Genomic DNA, 20,306 nt, shown 5'->3' with positions numbered 1-20,306 from the left:
CGCCATTGTCGCAGAGCGGCTGGTGCCTGGCGACGCTTTCGCTATCTGGAGTGGATCATGAACAGCAACGATATCTATGTAGTCAGTGCGGTGCGCTCGGCCATCGGCACCTTCGGCGGCTCGCTCAAGGACCTGCCGCTGGCCGACCTCGCCACCCAGGTCACCCGCGCCGCCCTCGAACGCTCCGGCGTTGCACCCGAGCAGATCGGCCATGTGGTGATGGGCAACGTGATCCCCACCGAGGCCCGCGACGCCTACCTGGGCCGGGTGGCCGCAATGAACGCCGGCATCCCCAAGGAAACCCCGGCCTTCAACGTCAACCGCCTGTGCGGTTCCGGCCTGCAGGCCATCGTTTCCGCTGCGCAGACCCTGCAACTGGGTGAAGCCGAAGCCGTGCTGGCCGCCGGCGCCGAGGCCATGAGCCGCGGGCCGTACCTGCTGACCCAGGCCCGTTGGGGCGCTCGCATGGGCGACATGAAGAGCATCGACTACATGCTCGGCATCCTGCATGACCCCTTCGAAGGCTTCCACATGGGCATCACCGCCGAGAACGTCGCGGCCAGGCACGGCATCAGCCGCGAGATGCAGGACGAAGTGGCGATCACCAGCCAGCAGCGTGCCGCCCGCGCCATCGCCGAAGGCCGTTTCGACAGCCAGATCGTCGCCATCGAAGTGCCTGGCCGCAAAGGTCCGGTGCAGTTCAAGGTCGACGAGCACGTGCGTGGTGAGGTCAGCGCCGAGCAACTGGCCGGCATGAAGACCGCCTTCAAGAAAGACGGCAGCGTTACCGCCGGCAACGCCAGCGGCTTGAACGACGGTGCCGCGGCGCTGGTCCTGGCGACCGGGGCGATGGTCGAGCGCGACGGCCTGAAGCCACTGGCGCGCCTGGTGGCCTATGCCCATGCCGGCGTCGAGCCGGAACTGATGGGCCTGGGCCCCGTACCCGCGACCCAGAAGGTGCTGGCCAAAGCGGGCATCACCGTCGCCGACCTGGACGTGATCGAGTCCAACGAAGCCTTCGCCGCCCAGGCCTGCGCCGTCTCCAGGCTGCTGGGCTTCGACCCGGAGAAGGTCAACCCCAACGGTTCCGGCATCTCTCTGGGCCATCCGGTGGGCGCTACCGGCGCGATCATCGCCACCAAGGCCATCCATGAATTGCAACGCATCCAGGGTCGCTACGCCCTGGCGACCATGTGCATCGGCGGCGGCCAGGGTATCGCCGTCCTGTTCGAACGCGCTTGAGGAGCCACCGCATGAACCTTCATAACATCGCCGTGATCGGCGCCGGGACCATGGGCAACGGCATCGCCCAGGTCTGCGCGGTGGCCGGTTACCAGGTCACCCTGATCGACGTGTCCGACGCCGCCCTCGAGCGTGGCGTGGCCACCCTGCGCAAGAACCTCGAGCGCCAGGTCAGCAAGCAGACCCTCGAAGCGGCCCAGGCCGAGGCGGCTATCGGGCGCATTCGCACCAGTACCGACTACGCGCAGCTCGGCGACGCGCAACTGGTGATCGAGGCCGCCACCGAAAACCTCGAACTGAAGCGGCGCATCCTCCAGCAGGTTGCCGCCAGCGTCAGCGACAGCTGCGTGATCGCCACCAATACCTCGTCGCTGTCCATCACCCAACTGGCCGCTACCGTGAGCCAGCCGCAGCGCTTCATCGGCGTGCATTTCTTCAACCCGGTGCCGATGATGGCCCTGGTCGAGGTGATCCGCGGCCTGCAGACCGACGACGCCACCTACGCCGCGGCCATGGCCCTGACCGGCCAGGTGGGCAAGACCGCCATCACCGCTGGCAACCGTCCGGGCTTCGTGGTCAACCGCATCCTGGTGCCGATGATCAACGAGGCGATCTTTGTCCTCCAGGAAGGCCTGGCCAGCGCCGAGGACATCGACACCGGCATGCGCCTGGGCTGCAACCAGCCGATCGGCCCGCTGGCCCTGGCCGACCTCATCGGCCTGGACACCCTGCTGGCGATCATCGAGGCCTTCCACGAGGGCTTCAACGACAGCAAGTACCGCCCCGCACCGCTGCTCAAGGAGATGGTCGCGGCCGGCTACCTGGGCCGCAAGAGCGGCCGCGGCTTCCACGTCTACGGGTAAGCCGCCATGCCCAGGACCTGTGCCGATTATGAAGAACGCCGCGACAAGGCCCTCGAACTCTTCGCCCTCAAGGGCTTCGGCCAGGTCAGCATGCGCGAGCTGGCGGCGCACGTGGGCCTTACCGCCGGCTCGCTGTATCACCATTTCCCCAGCAAGCAGCACCTGTTGTTCGACCTGATCGAGGAGCTGTACGAAGAATTGCTGGCGACCCTGCATCCTTCAGGCCGGGGCCGGGATGTCACGGCGCGCCTGTCGGCGGTGATCCGTGCCCATTGGGAGCTGCATGCGGAACGCCCGTTGCAGTTTCGCCTGGCGGAACGGGACCTGTGCTGCCTGAGCGAAGAGCAGCAGGCGCAGATCGCCGGGATGCGCCAGGACTACGAGCAGCGCTTGCTGGAGTTGATCGCACCGACCTCGCGCCTCAGCGGGCCGGCGCTGCAAGCGTCGGCGCAGGTAGTGGCAAGCCTGCTCAACAGCCTGCCGGGGTGGCTGCAGAACTCTGCCGCGCCTGAAGCACAACGCCTGGCCTTGATGGAAAGCATGTTGCGTGGAGCGATCGAGCGCGGCTTGCCGGCTGGGATCAGTTCTGCGGCCTAGGCGCTATAACCTACTATCGGACCACCTCGACCCGATCGGCCAACCCCTTGACCCGCTGCAGGTCGCCGTCCTTGACCGCGACCCGCAAGCGCCCCAGCGCCCTGCCCTGGATCCGCTCCACACCCCCGTGCAACAAGCGCAGCCCTGGCAGTGCCTCGCTTAACGCCGCCAGGTCCGGCTCCAGGCCGTGTTCGCCGGTGTAATGCAGCTCCAGCACCCGCTCTCCGGCAGCCTCGACGTCCTCCTGATGTGCCGATGGCGCCAGCAACAGGCGGCTGACTTCGTGCCGGGGATCGCCGAACACCCGCCAGACCTCGCCCTGCTCTACCACCCGCCCGCGCTCGAGCACCGCTACACGGTGGCAGAGGTCGCGGATCACCTCCATTTCATGGGTGATCAGGACGATGGTCAGGCCCAGGCGGCGATTGATATCGCGCAGCAACTGCAGAATCGCCTGGGTACTTTCCGGGTCGAGGGCCGAGGTGGCTTCGTCGCAGAGCAGGATCTGCGGTTCGAGCACCAGCGCCCGGGCAATGCCGACGCGTTGTTTCTGCCCGCCGGACAGTTGCGCGGGCCAGGCATCGCGGCGTTCCTGGAGGCCGACCAGGGTCAGCAGTTCATCCACTCGCCGCGCCCGCTGCGCAGCGGACACGCCGGCCATCTGCAACGGCAGCTCGATGTTCCCGGCCACGGTCCGGGTGGACAGCAGGTTGAAGTGCTGGAAGATCATCGCGACCTGGCGGCGCAGCGGACGCAGTTCGGCGCTGCCCAGCCGGGAGATATCCTGGCCGTTGATCAGGACCTGGCCGGCACTGGGGGTTTCCAGGCGGTTGATCAGGCGCAGCAACGAGGATTTGCCGGCGCCGCTGCGGCCAATGATGCCGAAGATCTCGCCACGCTGGATATGCAGGTCGATCTCGGCCAGGGCGGTAAGGTTGCCGTAGCGCTTGCCGATGCCCTGGAGGTGCAGATGGGTGGTGAGGGTTTCCGGTGGGAAGCTGGTCATGAATAGCACCTGAAATATCGGCTGATCACCGCCCCTGTGGGAGCGGGTTCACCCGCGATTACGGCAGTGAAGCCACTAGCGTAATCGCGGGTGAACCCGCTCCCACACGGACCAACGCGCTCTAGAAAAATAGGACTGGCTCAGAACCCCGGCGCGATCTGCCCCTTGTAGCGGGTCAGGATGAACTGCCTGACCTCGGGCGTATTCAACGCCTTGGCCAGCTTCTGGATGCCCGGGTCCTGGATATTGTCCGGCCGCGCGACCAGGTACTCGACGTACAGGTCCTTGCCCTTCTCGACGATCAGCGCACTGCTGGTGTCGATTCCGGCCTCCAGCGCGTAGTTGGCGAACACGAAGGCCAGGTCCACCTGGTTCACCGCTCGCGCCAGCAGCGCGCCTTCCAGTTCACGGATCTTCAGCTTCTTCGGGTTCTCGACGATATCGCGCTGGGTGGCCAGGGTGTTGCTCGGGTCCTTGAGCTTGATCAACCCGGCCTCGTGCAGCAGCACCAGGGCCCGACCGGTATTCACCGGGTCGTTGGGAATGGCGACGCTGGCGCCGTCGGGCAGGTCCTTGAGATCCTTGATCCTGGTCGAGTAGGCACCGAAGGGCTCGATATGCACGCCCACCACCGGCACCAGGTCGGTGTGGCGGGTCTTGTTGAAATCATCGAGGAACGGCCGGTACTGGTAGTAGTTGGCGTCGAGGTTCTTCTGCGCCAGTTGCAGGTTGGGCTGGATAAAGTCGGTGAACACCTTGATATCCAGGTCAACGCCTTCCTTGGCCAGCACCGGCTTGACGAATTCGAGAATCTCCGCATGCGGCACCGGGGTGGCGCCGACGGTGAGCCTTTCATTGGCATGCGCCGAGAAACTGATGAGTGCGGCGGCCAGGACCGCCAGGGACTGCTTGAACATGGTTCTGACTCCAATGGACTGTAAATAAACGGGTTTCAACGTCGGGTAAAGTGCCGCACCAGGCGGTCGCCGCTCATCTGCAGGGCCTGCACCAGCAGGATCAGCAGCAGCACGGTGACCACCATCACGTCGGTCTGGAACCGCTGGTAGCCGAAGCGGATCGCCAGGTCGCCCAGTCCGCCGCCACCGATCACCCCGGCCATGGCGGTGTAATCGACCAGGACAATGGCCGTCACCGTCACCGCCGCGATCAGTCCGGTGCGTGACTCCGGCAACAGGGTGTAGCGGATGATTTGCCAGGTGCTGCCGCCCATGGCCTGGCTGGCTTCCACCAGGCCGCGATCGACCTCGCGCAGGGCGGTTTCCACCAGCCGCGCGAAAAACGGCGTGCAGCCCACCACCAGCGGCGGAATGGTGCCGCGCACGCCCAGCGAGGTGCCGGTCAACAAGGTGGTGACCGGTATCAGCACGATCAGCAGGATGATGAAGGGCAGCGAGCGCAGCACATTGACCACCAGCGACATCACCCGGTACAGGCCGGGGCTGGCGAGCAACTGGCGCTGCCCGGTGAGGTACAGCAGCACACCCAGGGGCAGGCCCAGCAGCACGGTAAAACCCAGGGCAGCGGCCAGCATACTCAGGGTTTCCAGGCTGGCCTGGCCGACTTCGCTCCAGTTCAGGTTGACCAGCAGCTCGTTCATTGCCCGCGCTCCCGGCGCAACGCCGCTACGGGATGCGGCGCGCGCAGGCGGTCACCCTGGCCGAACAGCTTGTGGCGCAGGGTGCCCTCGCTGTACTCACGCTTGAACAGGCCACGGGCCTGCAGCTCCGGCACCAGCAGATCGACCACGGCGACGAAGGTTTCCGGGGCGACCACGCTGGCCAGGTTGAAGCCGTCCACGCCGGTTTCCTCGACCCATTCCTGCAACTGATCGGCCACCGTCCGTGCCGACCCGACCAGCACCGGACCGTCGCCGCCGATGGCGCAGTAGTCGGCGATCTCGGCGGTGGTCCAGGTGCGCGTCGGGTCGGCCCGGGTAAAGGCTTCCACCGCCGACTGGATGGCGTCGCTGGGGACTTCCTTGAGGATCTGCTCCGGTGCGTATCGGGAGAAATCGATCCCGGTCCAGCCCGACATCAGGGTCAGCGCCCCGGTCGCGCTGGCGTACTCGCGGTACTCGCGCAAGCGCGCCAGGGCCGCCTCATCGGTCTCGGCGACGATCACCGTCAGTTGTTCAAGAATGACGATATCCTCGGCCGCGCGTCCGGCAGCCACGGCTGCGGCACGGAAGTCGGCCACCTGCTTCTTCAGCACCGCCTTGCTCGGTGCTGCAACGAATACGCATTCGGCGTTGGCTGCGGCGAAGGCCCGGCCCCGACTCGAGGCGCCGGCCTGGTAGAGCACCGGGGTACGCTGCGGCGACGGCTCGCTGAGGTGGAAACCGGGCACCTTGAAGTACTCGCCCTCATGTTCGATGCCGTGCACTTTCGCCGGATCGGCATACACCCCGCTATCGCGGTCGGCGCGGACCGCGTCTTCCTCCCAACTGTTTTCCCACAGCTTGTAGCACACCTGCAGGTACTCCTCGGCCAGGGCATAGCGCTGGTCATGGGACAGTTGTTCGCGCTGGCCAAGGTTGCGTGCACCGCTGCTCAGGTAGGAGGTGACAATGTTCCAGCCTGCGCGGCCCTTGGTCAGGTGATCGAGGGTGGACATGCGCCGGGCAAAGGGAAACGGATGCTCGAAGGACACCGAGGCGGTCACTCCGAAGCCCAGGTGCTCGGTAGCCGCCGCCATGGCCGGCACCAGTTGCAGCGGATCGTTGACCGGGACCTGGGCGCCGCTGCTCAGGGCCGCGTCGGCATTGCCGCCGTAAACGTCATAGACCCCCAGTACATCGGCGATGAACAGGCCATCGATGCATCCACGCTCCAGGGTCCTGGCCAGTTCCACCCAATAATGAATGTCGGTGTAGCGCCGCGACTGGTCGCGGGGATGGCGCCACAGGCCCGGGGACAGATGGCCGACGGTATTCATGGCGAAGGCATTGAGACGGATCTGCTTGCTCATGGCCGGCCCCTAGTTCCAGTCATGCCGCGCCGGCTTGATGCCGTTCAGCGCCCAGTTGCCGACCAGGTGATATTTCCAGCGCACCGGGTCGTGCAGGGTATGCACCCGGGCATTGCGCCAGTGCCGGTCGAAGTTGTGCCGGGCCAGAGAGGATCGGGTGCCGCCCAGTTCGAACAGGCGGTTGGTCGCCTCGATGGCGGCTTCGGTGGTCAACACCTTGGCCTTGGCCACGGCCACCGAGGCGGCGGCCACGTTGTCTTCGTCCGGAGCCGGCTTGGCCGCGTCGAGCACCCAGCCGGCGCGCTCGAGCAGGGCCTCGGCGGCTTCCTGGCGGATTTCCAGCGAGCCGACCTGGATGATGGTCAGCGGATCATCGCCGGCCTTTTCGACCCCGGCGTCCACCCAGGGCCGCGCATGCTCGCGAACGAAGGCGATGGTGTCGTCCAGTGCGGCGCGGCCGATACCTGCGTCGATGGCGGCGGTGGTCAGTTGGGCGAAAGGTCCGGCCAGGGTCGGCACTTCATAGGAGCGGTAGCTGGGAAACAGATTGAAGGCCGGCACGCGCAGGCCATCGGCGATGACGGTGCCGCTGGAGGTGGTGCGCTGGCCGATGCTGTCCCAGTCATCGACCACCACCAGGCCCGGCGTGCCGCGCTCGACGAAGGCCAGTTGCGCGCGGTCCTGTTCGTCCAGGGCCAGGACGCCGATCCAATGGGCGTAGAGCGAGCCGGTGCAGTAACCCTTGCGCCCGTCGATGCGATAGCCCTCGCCCTCCGCGACCAGGCGGGTGCGGATGTCGGTCACGGTCTTGCCGCCGGTCTCCGACAAGGCGTTGGCAAAGCGATGCCCCTTGAGCACCAGGTCGAAGAAGAAGCGCTTCTGCTCCTCGGTGCCTTGCAGGCGGATGTCCTCCAGCAGGCAGTAGTGGTTCTGCGGGATCTGCCCCAGGGACGGGTCGGCGGCGGAAACGATGGCGATCACCCGGGCCAGCGTGGCGAAGGACACCTCGGCGCCTCCGTAGGCACGGGGCACGGTGATGCCCCACAGGCCGCTATTGGAAAAGGCATCGACCACATCGGCCGGCACCCGGCGCTGGCGGTCGCGCTCGGCGGCACCTTCGCGCAGCAACGCGGCGATACGGTGGGCAACGGCGATCGCTTCGGCATCGTCGCGGATGATATGGGCGTCCGGTTGACGGATGTCGTAGTGGGCGGAAACGGCAGGTGTGGACATGGGAGGTTGAATCCTGGAATGCGATGACCAAGGGGCTATCGCACATCCCATGCCAACAGATAAAAACCTTTATTTTCAATTGCTTGAATTAAAAGCCCAACACTTCTACCGGCTGGTCGGCCAGCAAAATGTTGGGCTGCTGTTGCTGGGTGGACAGTTGGATGCAGATCAGTCGCTCACCCCGTTCAACCCTTGCTGTGCTCCGGCGAACTTGGCCCGGTACCGGCCTTGATCCCGCGTGGCCCCCAGATGCCCCAGACAATCAACCCGAGCACCGGGAACAACACGATACCGACGAACCAGGCCACCTTGACCCCGTCCGGCTTGTCGCTTCGGAAGATACTGACGATGGCCCAGAGGTCCACCAGGATGATGATGACCGCAACAGCGATCCAGAAATAGCTGACCGGATCCGACATGATGATTCTCCTGAAACAGGGCTGTTTCGAAGTTGGGTCATCACCGGCGGATCCGGGTTCAAATTTTATTGCGCAGCAGTAAGTAAATTAACTGTTGCGCTAACTAATGACGCCCCTTCAAACAGCCGCGGCCATCCCCATGCCGACCGAAACACCGGCCAGGTGCCGCGCGCGTGCCGCGCCCCAATTCATCGCCCGGGTCATGGTTTCACCCGGGCGGGAATCGTAGATTTCCTCGACCAGCAGTGCGCCGGCCGCAGAATAGACGCCTATGAACAGCTGGGTTGCGCCTACCCGGGACAGGCGCACCTGCACATCGACGGTCTCGCCGCCTTCCAGCACTTCTTCATGGGATCGGCTCATCAAAGGTGCTTCGGCCCAGGCCCAATAATGCTTTCCGCGATATTTCATGACCACACTCCTGTGCCCGTTTTTAATTTAAGTACCCTGCTGAGCCTAACGCCCAGGATTGTTTCCGCCAACAAGCCCGGTCATTATTCGTGAATAACTGACGACCGGTTAACAGTTACTGCCACAGCGAACAATTCAGCAACTCCTTTGAACTTTCGTGGCATATCGAAATAACCATTTCAATCAATAAAACCTTTTAACCCGAGGATTTTCCAGGGGCACCGCTGTGGCTTTTCGCATGTTCCTGCGCGGTGGAATCGCGCTTGCCATGTCCGGGTTCGTCTGGCCGGCGGGCGTCGTTATCCCGTTCCACTTCGCCGGGCATCTGCTGGTCGGGTGCAGCGCCGGTGTGCTTGCTGTTGGCCATGGTTGTTCTCCATCGATGAGCGATGCAGGAACCGACCGCTGCGCTTGGCGAAAAGATCCCCGGACACGACCACCGGCACGCTGACGACCATTCGGCGCCCGAAGCGGACAAAAAAGGAACACGGCAAACCTGCGTCGTTTCCAGATGTTCATCGCGTACAGGAGATCGCTCCGATGAAAGCTCACCTGGTCAAACTGCTCACCCACCCGGACTACGCCTGGGTCGACATCCGCAGCGAAGAAGAACGGCAACCGCGTCAGTACCTCCCGCACCTGCTGCTCTGGGCCCTGCTTCCGGCGATCTGCCTGTTCATCGGGGTCACCTGGACCGGCTGGAGCCTGGCCGAAGGCGACCGGGTACGGGTGAGTGTCGCCAGCGGACTGCAACTCGGGGTGCTGCTGTACCTCACCATGCTCCTCGGCACCCTGGTCATGGGCGGCTTCATCCGCTGGATGTCGCGGACCTTCGAAGCGCGGCCAACCCTGAACCAATGCATCGGCTTCGTCGCGTACACCACCACGCCCTACTTCCTGGCCGGTATTACCGGGCTCTATCCCAGCCGCTGGCTGGCGGTGGCCGCGCTGATCGTGGCCGGAGCCTATGCCACCTACCTGCTGTTCGTGGGCCTGCCGAAGTTCATGCGATTGAACCAGGACAAGGGGTTCCTCTATGCGGCTTCCGTGTGGGGCGTCGGCTTGCTGGTGCTGGTGACCATCCTGGTGAGCATGATCCTGTTCTGGTTCAACACCTTGCAGCCTGAGTACCTGCGACCTGCGACGTTGCCTTGAGGCCCTCATCGCTGGCAAGTCGGGGCGCCGAACCGCAGCTCCCACACTGTGGGAGCTGCGGTTCGGCGCCCCGACTTGCCAGATGAGGCCATCAGCAACACCCTCTACCGTGAGCCTTGTTCGATGCTGTAGTGGAAGGTGTTCTTGATCCCGGGCACTTCCACCGCCTTGCCATCCACGATCCTCGGCTGGTACCGAAAGCTGCGCGCCGCCTGCAACGACGGCTGGGCAAACCACGGATGACAACCCTCCACCACCTGCGGATCGCGCACCCGCCCTTGGGTATCGACGGTGTAGCTCACCGTGCAATCCCCCTGGATGCCCTTGTCCAGCGCCCGTTGCGGATAGTCCGGAGCCTTCTTGGTGATCGGCAGGTACTGCTGGCTCGCCGCCGCTGCGGCACGGGCACGCTCATCCGCCGCCCGGCGCTCGGCAGCCAGGCGCTGCTCAGCCAGCCGCGCCTCGGCTGTTTCCCGCGCCAATTGTTCCTGTCGCTGCTGCTCCTGGCGTTGGCGGCTCTCTTCCCGTTGACGACTCTCTTCCCGTTGACGGCTCTCCTCACGTTGACGACTCTCTTCACGCTGGCGCTTCTGCTCCGCCGCCCGCTCCTGCTTCTCGCGCTGCTGCTCGCGCTTGAACGCCAGCTCCGCCTCGCTCGGCACCACCGGCGCCGGGGCTTTCAGCATTTCCGGCGGTGCAGGCTCGACCGCCGCCGGCGCAGGCGGCTCTGGTGCAACCATAGGCTCGACCGGCTCAGGCACCGGCGCGCTGACCAACTGCGTAGTGATCACCGGTACCACCGGAGCCGGCAAGCGCGGGGTGTAGCCATGCCCGAGCAAAGCCACCGCCAACGCCACATGCAGAGCCACCGCCATCCCGGCGGCCCCGGCATTGACGCGCCATTGCGGCAGCGTGACGAAAGGCCCCGCAGCGGGCAGCGGCAGACTCATCGCATTCATCTCAAGGCTCCTCGGTAATCAGGCCCAGGTTGCTCACCCCGCCGCGCTGCAACTCGGCGATCCCGGCAACCACCCGCCCGTAGTCGGCGCCCTGGTCGGCACGCACATAGACCTGGGTGTCACCGCGCTCGGCAATGATCCGCCCGACCTTGTCGCGCATCTCTTCGAGGCTGACCGCGCTATCGCTCTGCCCGTCGAGCTTGAGGTCCGGCCCGACATTCCAGTAGAAGCCGCCATCGACCTTCACCGACAGGGTCAGCACCTGCCGCTCGCTGTCGGCAGGCATGGCCCGCGCGGCAACCTTGGGCAGTTCGAGCTTGACGCCCTGCACCAGCATCGGCGCGGTGACCATGAAGATCACCAGCAGCACCAGCATCACGTCGATATAGGGCACCACGTTCATTTCCGCCTTCACGGCGTGCTTGCGCTGGGGTTTGAGCAACATCGGAAAACTCCTTCTCAGGCCACCGCGGCCATGCTCGGGGTGCAGTGCAGACGCTTGTGCAGGCGTGCCAGCAGTTCATTGGCGAAAGCGTACTGGCGGGCACTGAGCATCTGCCCGCGGGCGCTGAAGCGGTTGTAGGCCATGACCGCCGGGATCGCCGCGAACAGGCCGATGGCGGTGGCGATCAGCGCTTCGGCGATGCCCGGGGCCACGGTGTTGAGGGTCGCCTGCTGGACCTGGGACAGGCCCAAAAAGGCATTCATGATGCCCCACACGGTGCCGAACAGGCCGATATAAGGGCTGACCGAGCCCACGGTGGCGAGAATGGCCAGGCCCTTGTCGAGGCGCTCGTCCTGCTCGGCGAGGGATACCTGGAGGCTGCGCTCGACGCCTTCGAGCACGGCGCCGTGTTCGATCTGCGGCTGGCGCTGCAACTGGGCGAAGGCCTGGTAACCGTCGACGAACAGGCGTTGCAGCGGCGTCTGGTCATCGCCTTCGGCAGTGTGCGCCTGGCTCTCGCGGTACAACTGGGCCAGGTCGCCGCTGACGCGGAATCGCTGGAGGAAACCGTCCGAGGCCTTTTCGCTGCGGCCCAGGCTCCAGCCACGCTGGACGATCAGGTACCAGCTCAGCAGCGAGGCCAATACCAGACAGGCCATTACTGCCTGCACCACCAGGCTGGCGTCGCTGACCAGGCCCCAGATGCTCATGGGTTCGCTTGCGTGCATGTTCTTGCTCCTTGGCCCCGCGCCAGGCGGGGCGTCGTGTAATTGGATGACACCGGTATTGCCGGCTGATGACAGCGGCTCAATCGAGCTGCAGCGCTTCCACTACCTGGCTCCAGGCAATCGCCTTGAAGTTCTGCCGCCCTTCGGGCATGCGCTTGCGGCCGTCCTGCACCACCAGCAGGCCCTGGCTCCACGGCCCACCGAGGTTGGCCGAGGTCACTTCCAGGCCGTCGGTCTGCGAAGCACCGTCGATACCGCGCTCGGCATTCAGGCCGATGGCGAAGGCACCACGCAGGCGATACGGCGGCGCAGCCTCGACCACCACGTAGCGGTCGTTGCCCTGGCTGGAGATCACCAGGTAGTCGCGCTTCTGGCCCTGGTAGAAGGCCAGCCCTTCGATATCCGCCTTGATCGCGCCGCCCACGGTGATGACGTTTTCAAGCGTGGTGGGGGCGTCGGCGCGGGCATCCAGGGTCCAGACCGCCTTGTCTTCCTCGCCGATGAACAGGCGCTGGCCACGGTCGTCGGCCACGCAGCCTTCCGGCTGGGTCGCCGTGGCGAAGCGGCGCACCAGCTCGCCCTGGACCTGGCCTTGCGCCGCACCGAGGCGGTATTGCAGAAAGCTGCCGTCCTTGTCGTTGACGATGGCGTGGATCGCTCCGCCGGCGTCCTTGAACAGGCACAGGCCGTAGATGTCCTTGAGCGGGGTGGCGACCTCGCCCAGGGGGCTGACTTCGCCGGTCCGCGGCTCGATGGCGAACAGCTGCAGGCTGTTGTGATCGCGGTTGCTGGCCACCGCCAGGTCCACCGTGCGCTCGCCGAGCCTGAAGCCGTTGCGCACATCGACGTTGTTGAGCCGGCCGGCGCGCAGGTCCTGCAACTGCTTGCCGGCAAGGTCGTAGACCAGCAGCCCGCCCTTCTTGTCGGTGCCGAGGATCCGGCTCTGCTGCGGGTGGGCGGCATTGACCCAGATCGCCGGATCGTCCGCCGCATCGCCGAAGCTCGGCACCGGCTCGGTCTGCATGCGGGCCGGCAATACCGCGACCGGCGCGGCGACCTTGGCCAGCGGCAGGTCCCAATCGAGCCGGGCGCGACGCTGGCCTTGGTCATCGACGATCAGCAGGTCCAGGCCCTTGGCGTCGCGGCGCACGCTGAGTTGCTCGGGCTCCTTGAGACCGGCCAGCGGCAGGCTCGCCTCGGCTTTCCAACCGGCGCCGGTCTGGCGGTACAGGTGCAGGTTCCCGGCCAGCGGGTCGAGGGCCAGCAGGCCGCCGGGCACCACGGCCATGCCGGCGGCACGTTTGGCGATGGCACCGAACGGCGCGCGCAGGTCCACCGGGCGCCGTTGCAGCGGCGCCTCGGCCGCCGCGCCATAGCGCCACCAACCCACGTTCTGTTCATTGACGAACAGGCTGTCGCCGCTATCGTCGCCCTGGCAGTGCTCGCTCAGCGGCGGCAGGCTCAGGCCACGAACGCGGCGGGCTTCGCTCAACGGCTGATCCGCGGTTGCCACCAGCCACTGCTCGCCCACGCCCTCGGCGCCCATCAGGAAGACGAAGCTGTTGCGCGCGCTGTCGCGATACAGGCACAGGCCCTCGACGGGAAAATCGCGCTTGGGCAGGTACAGCGGCGTGCTCCAGCCGGTGTCCTTGTGCAGTTGCACCAGCAGGGCCTGCTGGCGCCTGGTATCGAGGCTGGCGACCAGCAACGCGTGCTGGTCGCTGCGCAGGTCGAGGCCCTTGTAGCGGCCATCCAGCTGGCTCAGCACCTGGCCATCGGCCTTGAGCAGTTGCAGGCCATGCTTGCCGGCGACCACACGGTCGGCACCGAGCCAGAAGCCGTCGCTACCCAACAGTCGGGCATTCTCGACACTGCCGGGCAGGCGCTCGCCGAGGGTCAGGAGCGGCGCGGCAGCCACGGCCTGGGACAGCGTCAGGGCCAGCAGCAGGCCGCCAGCGAAGGTGAAAGGTCTTGCATTGAACATGTTCGGGTCTCGGCTGGCGGTCAGAAGTGGGTCAGGGTCAGGCCGACCTTGTAGGTCGGGCCGTATTCCTCGTACTGCGAGTTGAAGCGCGAGCGCCCGGTGTAGGTGTAGTAGGACTCGTCGGTGATGTTCTGCGCCTCGAAGGTGAGCTGCAGATCCGGAGTGAGGAAGTAGCCGGCCTTGAAATCGACGAACAGCTGGTCGTCCGAGTACAGGTCGTGGGCCTTGTCGTCCACCGCGGCGACTTCCGCCAGGTATTTCGACTTGTAATTGGCCGCCAGGCGCAGGCTGAGCTTGTCGTCTTCCCAGCCCAGGGTCAGGTTGCCGACGGTGTCGGACTGGTTGGGCAAGTCGATGCGCCGGGTCAGGCCCTGGCCTTCGATGTCCGCGCGGGACTTGCTCAGGGTCAGGTTGCCGCCCAGCAGCAAGCCGTTCCAGGGCGCCGGCAGCCAGTCGAGTTTCTGCGAGTAGGCCAGTTCCACGCCGTACAGCTTGGCGCTGCTGCCGTTGGCATAGGTCTTGGCCTCGTCGAAGTTGACCCACTCGCCGGTACCGGCCAGGTCGGTGTTGTAGACGAAATTGTCGATGTCCTTGTAGAACAGGAAGGCCGAAACGGTGCCGGCACGTCCCATGTAGTGCTCGATGCCGAGGTCGAGGTTCATCGATTCCAGTGGCTTGAGGTTCGGGTTGCCGAAGCTGGCCTCGCCTTCGCTGTCGTCGATCATGAAGCCCGGCGCCAGCTGGCCGAAGGTCGGGCGCACCACGGTGTTGGTCCAGGCCGCACGCAGTTGGGTCTGCGGGGTGAACTGGTAGCGTGCATGCAAGCCCGGGAGCCAGTGGTCGTAGCGCTTGCGGCTTTCGGTGGGGCTGTAGACGCCATCGCGCAGGCCGGTGCCCTTGGCCTCGAATTCGGTGCCCTCGTAGCGCACCCCGCCGATCAGGCGCCAGGCGTCGATATCGACGGTGTTCATCAGGTAGGCGGCGTTGATGTCTTCGCGCATGCTGAAGTCGTTGATCCGCGACTCTTCCTCGTCGTAGAAGGCATCGCGGTCCATGCCGCCGATCAGGCCCTTGATCGCCCCGGCGCTGATGCCGTTGCCGAAGTTCCCGAGGGCGTAATCGACCTTGCCGCTCTGGTAGCCCGCCAGGGTCACGTCGTCGAAATCGTCATAGACCCAGACGTCGGTGTCGGCACGTTTGTCGCGGCGGCTGGCCTTGGCGCCGAACTTCACCTGGGCGGCATTGCCGGCCAGGTCGTAGTCACGGGCCAGATCCAGGCGCAGGTTCTTTTCCTCGTCGGTGGAGTTGGCCTTTTCCCATTCCACCTTGTCCAGGGTGAAGGCGTCCGCGTCGTAGAAGTCAGCGCCTGTGCCCAGGCGTGGTTTGCGCGTGCCATCGAAGCCGATGCCGCTGAAGTCGCCTTCGAACCTGGCATTGGCGATACCGCCCGGGTCGTTCTCGCTGGACCGGCTGAAGCCGGCCTGGCCGCTGAGGGTCCAGGCATCGATCAGGCGTTCACCGCCGAATACATAGGACTGGATTTCCTGGGTGTCCTCGCGGGACTTCAGGGCGCGCCAGCCCTCGCCGTCACCGCGCTCGCCGGAGGCTTGCGGATCTCCGAACTCGACCCCGGCGGCGTTGCGGGTCTCGGTGTCCTTGAAGCGGCTGTAGAGGGTACGCAGGTAGTAGCTGGAGAAATCGTCCGGACGATAGTCGAAGTTCAGCCCGGCGCCGGTGCGTTCGCGGCGGATGCGGTAATCACGCTGCTCGGCCTCTTCCAGGCGCGCCTGGTCGCCTTCGAAGTCCCAGGCGCCGCCGGTCTCGACGTTGTCCGAACCGAAATCGCGCTGCTGCCAACTGAACGCTGCGGCCACGCCGAAGTTATCGATACCGTCGCCGAGGCTGAATGTGTTGCTGAAGGCGCCGGAGAATTTCGGGCTGGTCTGGCTGGTGTTCTCGTCATGGCTGGCTTCGCCGCTGACGGTATAGAACAGGCCCGGATGATCGAAAGCCGACAGGCTTTCCACCTCGATCGTACCGCCGAGGGAGTTGGCGTCCATGTCCGGGGTCAGCGACTTGACCACCGACAGCGACTGCACCAGTTCGGTGGGCAGAACGTCCAGGGCCACGGCGCGACGGTCGGCTTCCGGCGCCGGCAGCAGGGTGCCGTTGATGGTCACGCTGTTCAGGTCCGGGCCGATGCCACGCACGCTGACGAAACGCCCTTCGCCCTGGTCGCGCTCGACCGACAGGCCGGGAATTCGCTGCAGGGCTTCGGCGGCGTTATCGTCGGGCAACTGGCCGACAGCGTCGGCGTGGACCACACTGCGGATGCTGTCCGAGGCCTTCTGCTCCTTCAGCGCCTGGTCCAGGCTCGCGGCCTGGCCGACAACGTTGACGTGCTCCACCTTGTCTTCGGCAAAGGCCGGCAGGCTGGCGGCGATGGCCATGCCGAGCAGGCTGATCTTGAATCTGACGATTGCCACGTTATTGCTCCCCTGAAGTCGATCCGCCACACCGGGGCGGAAACTGAGGGGCACGCTAGGGCGGGTGTGTGGCAGATCTGTGACAGGAATGTCCAGGGCGGCCGGATCGGGGCATTTTCGGATGGTTTTCGCGGGGAATTGGCCTGATATGACCCCCTTTCAAGAACATTGAGGGCCCTGTGGGAGCGGGTTCACCCGCGATTGCAATAGTGAAGCTACCACGGTAATCGCGGGTGAACCCGCTCCCACAGGGTTCGCGGTGGCCTTGAGATCCACCATTTTTTTCACATCTCCCAGCGTCCAAATAGACCCCCCACCCTGTAACCCAAGCGTCATTTGCCTTTGTTTCCTTGGCCGCCAGAACCCACCGATCAAGGATCCTCCATGTACCGCCCGAGCCTGCTGGCCCTCGCCCTCGCCGCCTGCATCGGCAGCGCCACCGCCGCCGACCCCCTGCCCCATTCCCCCGGCGCGCCCTATGCCGCCACGGGCCTGGCCGACCGCATTGTCCTGACTCCCGGGGCCAATCCCGCCCGGGAAATGGCCGTGACCTTCCGTACCGACAGTCGCCAGACCAGCAGCCAGCTGCAACTGGCGCCGGCGCTGGACGGCCCGCAACTGGAAAAACGCGCCACCCTGGTCGAAGGCCGCAGCCAACCGCTGGACACGGAAAACGGTGCGGCACGGTATCACCAGGTACGTCTCACCGGCCTGCAACCGGACACCCCCTATGTGTACCGGGTCAAGGGCGCCGAAGGCTGGAGCGAATGGCTGCAGCTGCGTACCGCCGCCCAGGGCTTCAAGCCCTTCCGCTTCATCTACCTGGGCGACACCCAGAACGACATTCTCTCCATTGCCTCGCGCAGCGTGCGCCAGGCCCTGCACGCCACCGCCAGCCCGGCGCTGGTGGTCCATGCTGGCGATCTCACCTCGCAGCGCGACGACCTGGTGCACGACGACGAATGGGGCGAATGGAACCAGGCCGGCGGCTTCCACTACGCCGCAGTGCCGCAAGTGGTCGCCGCCGGCAACCACGAATACCTGGACAGCCTCAACCCCGATGGCAGCGAAGGCCGTGTGCTCGGCCCGCATTGGGCGAAACAGTTCGCCCTGCCGGGTAACGGCGTGAAGGGACTGGAAAGCACCACCTATTTCATCGATTACCAGGGCGTGCGCTTCATCGTCCTCGACGGCACGGCCGCCCTCGACCTGAACACCCTCGACCGGCAGAGCCAGTGGCTTGAACAGCGCCTGAAGGAAAGCCAGGCACGCTGGAAGATCGTGGTCACCCACCAGCCACTGTTCACCTGCGCTCGCCCGGAAGACACCGGGCCGCTGAAGGCAGCGTGGAAACCGCTGTTCGAGCGCTACAAGGTGGACCTGGTGTTGCAGGGGCACGATCACTGCTACAGCCGCCTTAGCGATGAAAACGGGCGTGCCGCAGCGAAGAAGGCGCGCGCCGCCGGCAAGGTCCAGGGCCCGGTGTACCTGGTTTCGGTGGCCGGTTCGAAGATGTACGGCCTCAACGACCGCGCCCGCCGGCAGCCGGACCGCAGCGCCGAGGACACCCAGCTGTACCAGACCGTCGAGGTGCTGCCGTCGCGTCTTGAAGTGCGCAGCTTCACCGCCAGCGGCACGCTCTACGACGCCTTCGACCTGAACCGCGACAAGCAGGGCCGCAATCGCCTGAGCGAGCCGGCCGGGAAACTGCCCGTCGAACGCTTCTGCAGCGGTGAAACAGGCCCGGACCAGTTGCCCTGCACATCACGCAGCAAATCCTTGTAACACTCCTGTGACCCAGATCGGGCACGCTGGACGGACCCGGTGCGGAGACCTTCGATGAAATCACTGCTCAAGCTGCACACCCTGACCTTTGTCGGCCTGGCCGTCGCCGCCAACCTGGGCTTGCAGGTCTACCTTGCCTTCGGCGAAGTCAAGCCGTGGGCGCAGATCAACTGGATGGACGTGGTCGGCGAAGGCGGCTCGGGGCTGATATGGCTGGTCTGGCTGGTAATGCTGATGCGCAGCCGCCCCGCTGGCCGGGTCAGCCGCCTGCTCGCGGTGGGCATGGCCTGCGTGTGTTTTTCCTGGTGGATGGATGTGCTCGACGAGTTTATCCGCCTGGCCCCGGACGCGGTCTGGGACAACTGGCTGGAAACCGCGCCGATGCCGGTGGGTCTGCTCCTGGTGACCGTCGGCATCTACCACCTGCACAAGGAGCAGCAGGCGATCAACGCGCAGATGAGCAAGCGCGAGGGGTGGTTCCGCGAACACCTGCTGTTCGACAAGCTGACCCCGCTGGGCGGCGCCCAGTACCTGCGCCAGCACGTGCAACTGGCCCTGGAGCAGGCCGAACGCGCGCAGCAGCCATTGTCGCTGGTGGTGCTGGACATCGATGATTTCAGCGCGGTGAACCTGGTGCATGGCGAGGCCGAGGGCGATCACCTGTTGCAGATGCTGGCCCAGTTGCTGGTGCTCAACCTGCGCCAGCAGGACGTGCTCTGCCGCCTGGCCGGCGACCGCTTCGTCGTGGTCATGCCCAATACCGGCGAAACCCAGGCCCGCTGGCTGGCGCAGGAGCTGCAACAGGCGGTCGCCGGCTTCGCCTACAAGACCTTGCGCCACGGCGAGCGCCTGCAACTGCGCGCCAGCGTGGCTGCGGCCATGGCCTACGACGACGATGTGGAAAGCCTGCTCAGGCGGGTCAATCTCGGCATCGCCAAGGCCAGGCGGCAAGCACCGCAGCGGGGCGCGGCATGAGCGGCTACGAGCGCGACCAGCGATTTATCGTCGGTCACTACCAGCCTGCGACCCTGATCGACCTGGCACTGTCCAGGGGCATCGACAGCCATCGTCTGCTGCACGGCTGCGAGGTGTTCTACGAGGACCTGAGCCGGGGCACCACGCGTTTCAGCCAGCAGCAGTTCCTGACCCTGATCGACAACGCCCGGCGCCTGCTGGATGCCGATGACAGCGCCTTCCTGTTCGGCCAGCGCCTGCTGCCCGGGCACTATGGCGAGGCCAGCCAGACCCTGCTGCATGCCCGGGACCTGTACCAGGCGCTGGAACACCTGTGCGAATTCCATGCGCTGCTCAGCCCGTTGCTGACACCACGCTTGATGCTCGAAGAGCAGTACCTGCACCTGTACTGGCAGGACGCTTGTGGCGCTGGCAACCAGGCGCAGTTTCTAGGCGAGGCCTGTCTCAGCGCGGTATTGGCGATGAGCCGGCGGCTGGTGGGCGAGCATCTGCCGTGGCGTATCCAGTGTGCCTGGAGCCAGCCGCGGCATATCGAGCAGTACTGGGTGTACCTCGGTGAGGAGGTGCGCTTCGATGCGCAGATCACCCTGCTCTCCTTGCCACGGCAGCATATCCACCGACCGCTGCCCAATGCGGCGACCACCCCGGGGCTGGTGGCGCGACAGGCGTGCCTGGAACAGCTGGCCGCGCTGGGCGGTGGGTCGAGCTTCCTCGACCTGTTGTTCGATCACCTGCACGCGCATATCCACGAGCCGATCAACCTCGACCGCGTAGCGGCCGCCTTCGGCATCAGTCCCACCACCTTCAAGCGCAAGCTGAGCAAGCATGGCACCCACTTCCAGCAGCAACTCGACCTGGTACGGAGGCACGTGGCGTTGTACCTCTACCAGATGAAGGGGTACACCAATGAAGAGGTATGCAACTACCTGCGGTTCAGTGATACGACCAATTTCCGCAGGTCGTTCAAGAGGTGGACCGGGTTGACGCCGAGCGGGTTGGCCCGGTGGTTTGGGTGATGGTGTCTGTACTG

At 65.4% G+C, this 20,306-nt stretch carries 20 protein-coding genes; 7 read left to right on the top strand and 13 right to left on the bottom strand.

What is annotated here, in order from left to right:
• The first annotated feature begins 57 nt into the window (after positions 1–57).
• From ACKLLE_RS11845 to ACKLLE_RS11835, 3 genes are read left to right on the top strand one after another with little or no spacing between them, the layout of a single operon-like run.
• Complete coding sequence (locus tag ACKLLE_RS11845) at positions 58–1,242, top strand: acetyl-CoA C-acyltransferase family protein (protein WP_420058065.1); 1,185 nt, start codon at positions 58–60, stop codon at positions 1,240–1,242.
• 11 nt (positions 1,243–1,253) lie between these two features.
• The gene (locus tag ACKLLE_RS11840; protein WP_064304207.1) at positions 1,254–2,105 is read left to right on the top strand and encodes a 3-hydroxybutyryl-CoA dehydrogenase; all 852 of its coding nucleotides are present in this window, start codon (positions 1,254–1,256) and stop codon (positions 2,103–2,105) included.
• A gap of 6 nt (positions 2,106–2,111) precedes the next feature.
• On the top strand, positions 2,112–2,702 hold the full coding sequence (locus ACKLLE_RS11835) for a TetR/AcrR family transcriptional regulator (protein ID WP_420058064.1): 591 nt from the start codon (positions 2,112–2,114) through the stop codon (positions 2,700–2,702).
• 13 nt (positions 2,703–2,715) lie between these two features.
• Here ACKLLE_RS11835 and ACKLLE_RS11830 read toward each other — a convergent pair whose 3' ends face one another.
• The 8 genes from ACKLLE_RS11830 to ACKLLE_RS11795 form a co-directional block, all read right to left on the bottom strand.
• On the bottom strand, positions 2,716–3,708 hold the full coding sequence (locus ACKLLE_RS11830; RefSeq protein WP_420058063.1) for a methionine ABC transporter ATP-binding protein: 993 nt from the start codon (positions 3,706–3,708) through the stop codon (positions 2,716–2,718).
• A 140-nt stretch (positions 3,709–3,848) separates the two neighbouring features.
• Positions 3,849–4,625 carry a MetQ/NlpA family ABC transporter substrate-binding protein gene (locus ACKLLE_RS11825; protein ID WP_009400915.1) on the bottom strand — a complete coding sequence of 259 codons (777 nt, stop codon included), beginning with the start codon at positions 4,623–4,625 and terminating at the stop codon, positions 3,849–3,851.
• 35 nt (positions 4,626–4,660) lie between these two features.
• Positions 4,661–5,326 (bottom strand): methionine ABC transporter permease, encoded by a 666-nt coding sequence (locus ACKLLE_RS11820; RefSeq protein ID WP_009400913.1) that lies wholly within the window; start codon positions 5,324–5,326, stop codon positions 4,661–4,663.
• A complete protein-coding gene (locus ACKLLE_RS11815) occupies positions 5,323–6,696 on the bottom strand; it encodes an LLM class flavin-dependent oxidoreductase (protein ID WP_420058061.1) in 1,374 nt (457 codons plus the stop codon). The genes ACKLLE_RS11820 and ACKLLE_RS11815 overlap by 4 nt, the downstream gene beginning before the upstream one ends.
• A gap of 9 nt (positions 6,697–6,705) precedes the next feature.
• Positions 6,706–7,929, bottom strand: a complete 1,224-nt coding sequence (locus ACKLLE_RS11810; RefSeq protein WP_064304201.1) for an SfnB family sulfur acquisition oxidoreductase — start codon at positions 7,927–7,929, stop codon at positions 6,706–6,708.
• Positions 7,930–8,114: 185 nt separating this feature from the next.
• Positions 8,115–8,348, bottom strand: coding sequence for a PLD nuclease N-terminal domain-containing protein (locus ACKLLE_RS11805; protein ID WP_009400910.1), 234 nt, complete (start codon positions 8,346–8,348; stop codon positions 8,115–8,117).
• A gap of 117 nt (positions 8,349–8,465) precedes the next feature.
• On the bottom strand, positions 8,466–8,759 hold the full coding sequence (locus ACKLLE_RS11800) for a hypothetical protein (RefSeq protein ID WP_081263243.1): 294 nt from the start codon (positions 8,757–8,759) through the stop codon (positions 8,466–8,468).
• A gap of 196 nt (positions 8,760–8,955) precedes the next feature.
• Positions 8,956–9,126, bottom strand: coding sequence for a hypothetical protein (locus ACKLLE_RS11795; protein WP_420058060.1), 171 nt, complete (start codon positions 9,124–9,126; stop codon positions 8,956–8,958).
• A gap of 173 nt (positions 9,127–9,299) precedes the next feature.
• Between ACKLLE_RS11795 and ACKLLE_RS11790 the strand changes: the two genes are divergently transcribed.
• Positions 9,300–9,914, top strand: a complete 615-nt coding sequence (locus ACKLLE_RS11790) for a Yip1 family protein (RefSeq protein WP_420058058.1) — start codon at positions 9,300–9,302, stop codon at positions 9,912–9,914.
• A 104-nt stretch (positions 9,915–10,018) separates the two neighbouring features.
• Here ACKLLE_RS11790 and ACKLLE_RS11785 read toward each other — a convergent pair whose 3' ends face one another.
• From ACKLLE_RS11785 to ACKLLE_RS11765, 5 genes are all read right to left on the bottom strand, one after another.
• The gene (locus tag ACKLLE_RS11785) at positions 10,019–10,873 is read right to left on the bottom strand and encodes an energy transducer TonB (protein WP_420058056.1); all 855 of its coding nucleotides are present in this window, start codon (positions 10,871–10,873) and stop codon (positions 10,019–10,021) included.
• A 1-nt stretch (position 10,874) separates the two neighbouring features.
• A complete protein-coding gene (locus ACKLLE_RS11780; RefSeq protein ID WP_064304198.1) occupies positions 10,875–11,318 on the bottom strand; it encodes an ExbD/TolR family protein in 444 nt (147 codons plus the stop codon).
• 14 nt (positions 11,319–11,332) lie between these two features.
• On the bottom strand, positions 11,333–12,046 hold the full coding sequence (gene tolQ, locus ACKLLE_RS11775) for a protein TolQ (protein WP_420058054.1): 714 nt from the start codon (positions 12,044–12,046) through the stop codon (positions 11,333–11,335).
• A gap of 79 nt (positions 12,047–12,125) precedes the next feature.
• A complete protein-coding gene (locus ACKLLE_RS11770; protein ID WP_420058053.1) occupies positions 12,126–14,030 on the bottom strand; it encodes a phytase in 1,905 nt (634 codons plus the stop codon).
• A gap of 20 nt (positions 14,031–14,050) precedes the next feature.
• Complete coding sequence (locus tag ACKLLE_RS11765) at positions 14,051–16,480, bottom strand: TonB-dependent receptor (protein ID WP_420058158.1); 2,430 nt, start codon at positions 16,478–16,480, stop codon at positions 14,051–14,053.
• 420 nt (positions 16,481–16,900) lie between these two features.
• On the opposite strand from ACKLLE_RS11765, the gene ACKLLE_RS11760 reads away from it, so the two are divergent.
• The 3 genes from ACKLLE_RS11760 to ACKLLE_RS11750 are packed head-to-tail and all read left to right on the top strand — an operon-like array spanning position 16,901 to position 20,292.
• On the top strand, positions 16,901–18,301 hold the full coding sequence (locus tag ACKLLE_RS11760; protein WP_420058052.1) for a purple acid phosphatase family protein: 1,401 nt from the start codon (positions 16,901–16,903) through the stop codon (positions 18,299–18,301).
• A 54-nt stretch (positions 18,302–18,355) separates the two neighbouring features.
• Positions 18,356–19,276 carry a GGDEF domain-containing protein gene (locus ACKLLE_RS11755; protein ID WP_420058050.1) on the top strand — a complete coding sequence of 307 codons (921 nt, stop codon included), beginning with the start codon at positions 18,356–18,358 and terminating at the stop codon, positions 19,274–19,276.
• Positions 19,273–20,292, top strand: a complete 1,020-nt coding sequence (locus ACKLLE_RS11750) for an AraC family transcriptional regulator (RefSeq protein WP_420058048.1) — start codon at positions 19,273–19,275, stop codon at positions 20,290–20,292. Before ACKLLE_RS11755 ends, ACKLLE_RS11750 begins: the two co-directional genes overlap by 4 nt.
• Positions 20,293–20,306: the final 14 nt, after the last annotated feature.

This window comes from Pseudomonas bharatica (assembly GCF_048586865.1).
Classification (GTDB): domain Bacteria; phylum Pseudomonadota; class Gammaproteobacteria; order Pseudomonadales; family Pseudomonadaceae; genus Aquipseudomonas; species Aquipseudomonas bharatica.
This window is presented reverse-complemented; position numbering and strand designations above follow the sequence as displayed.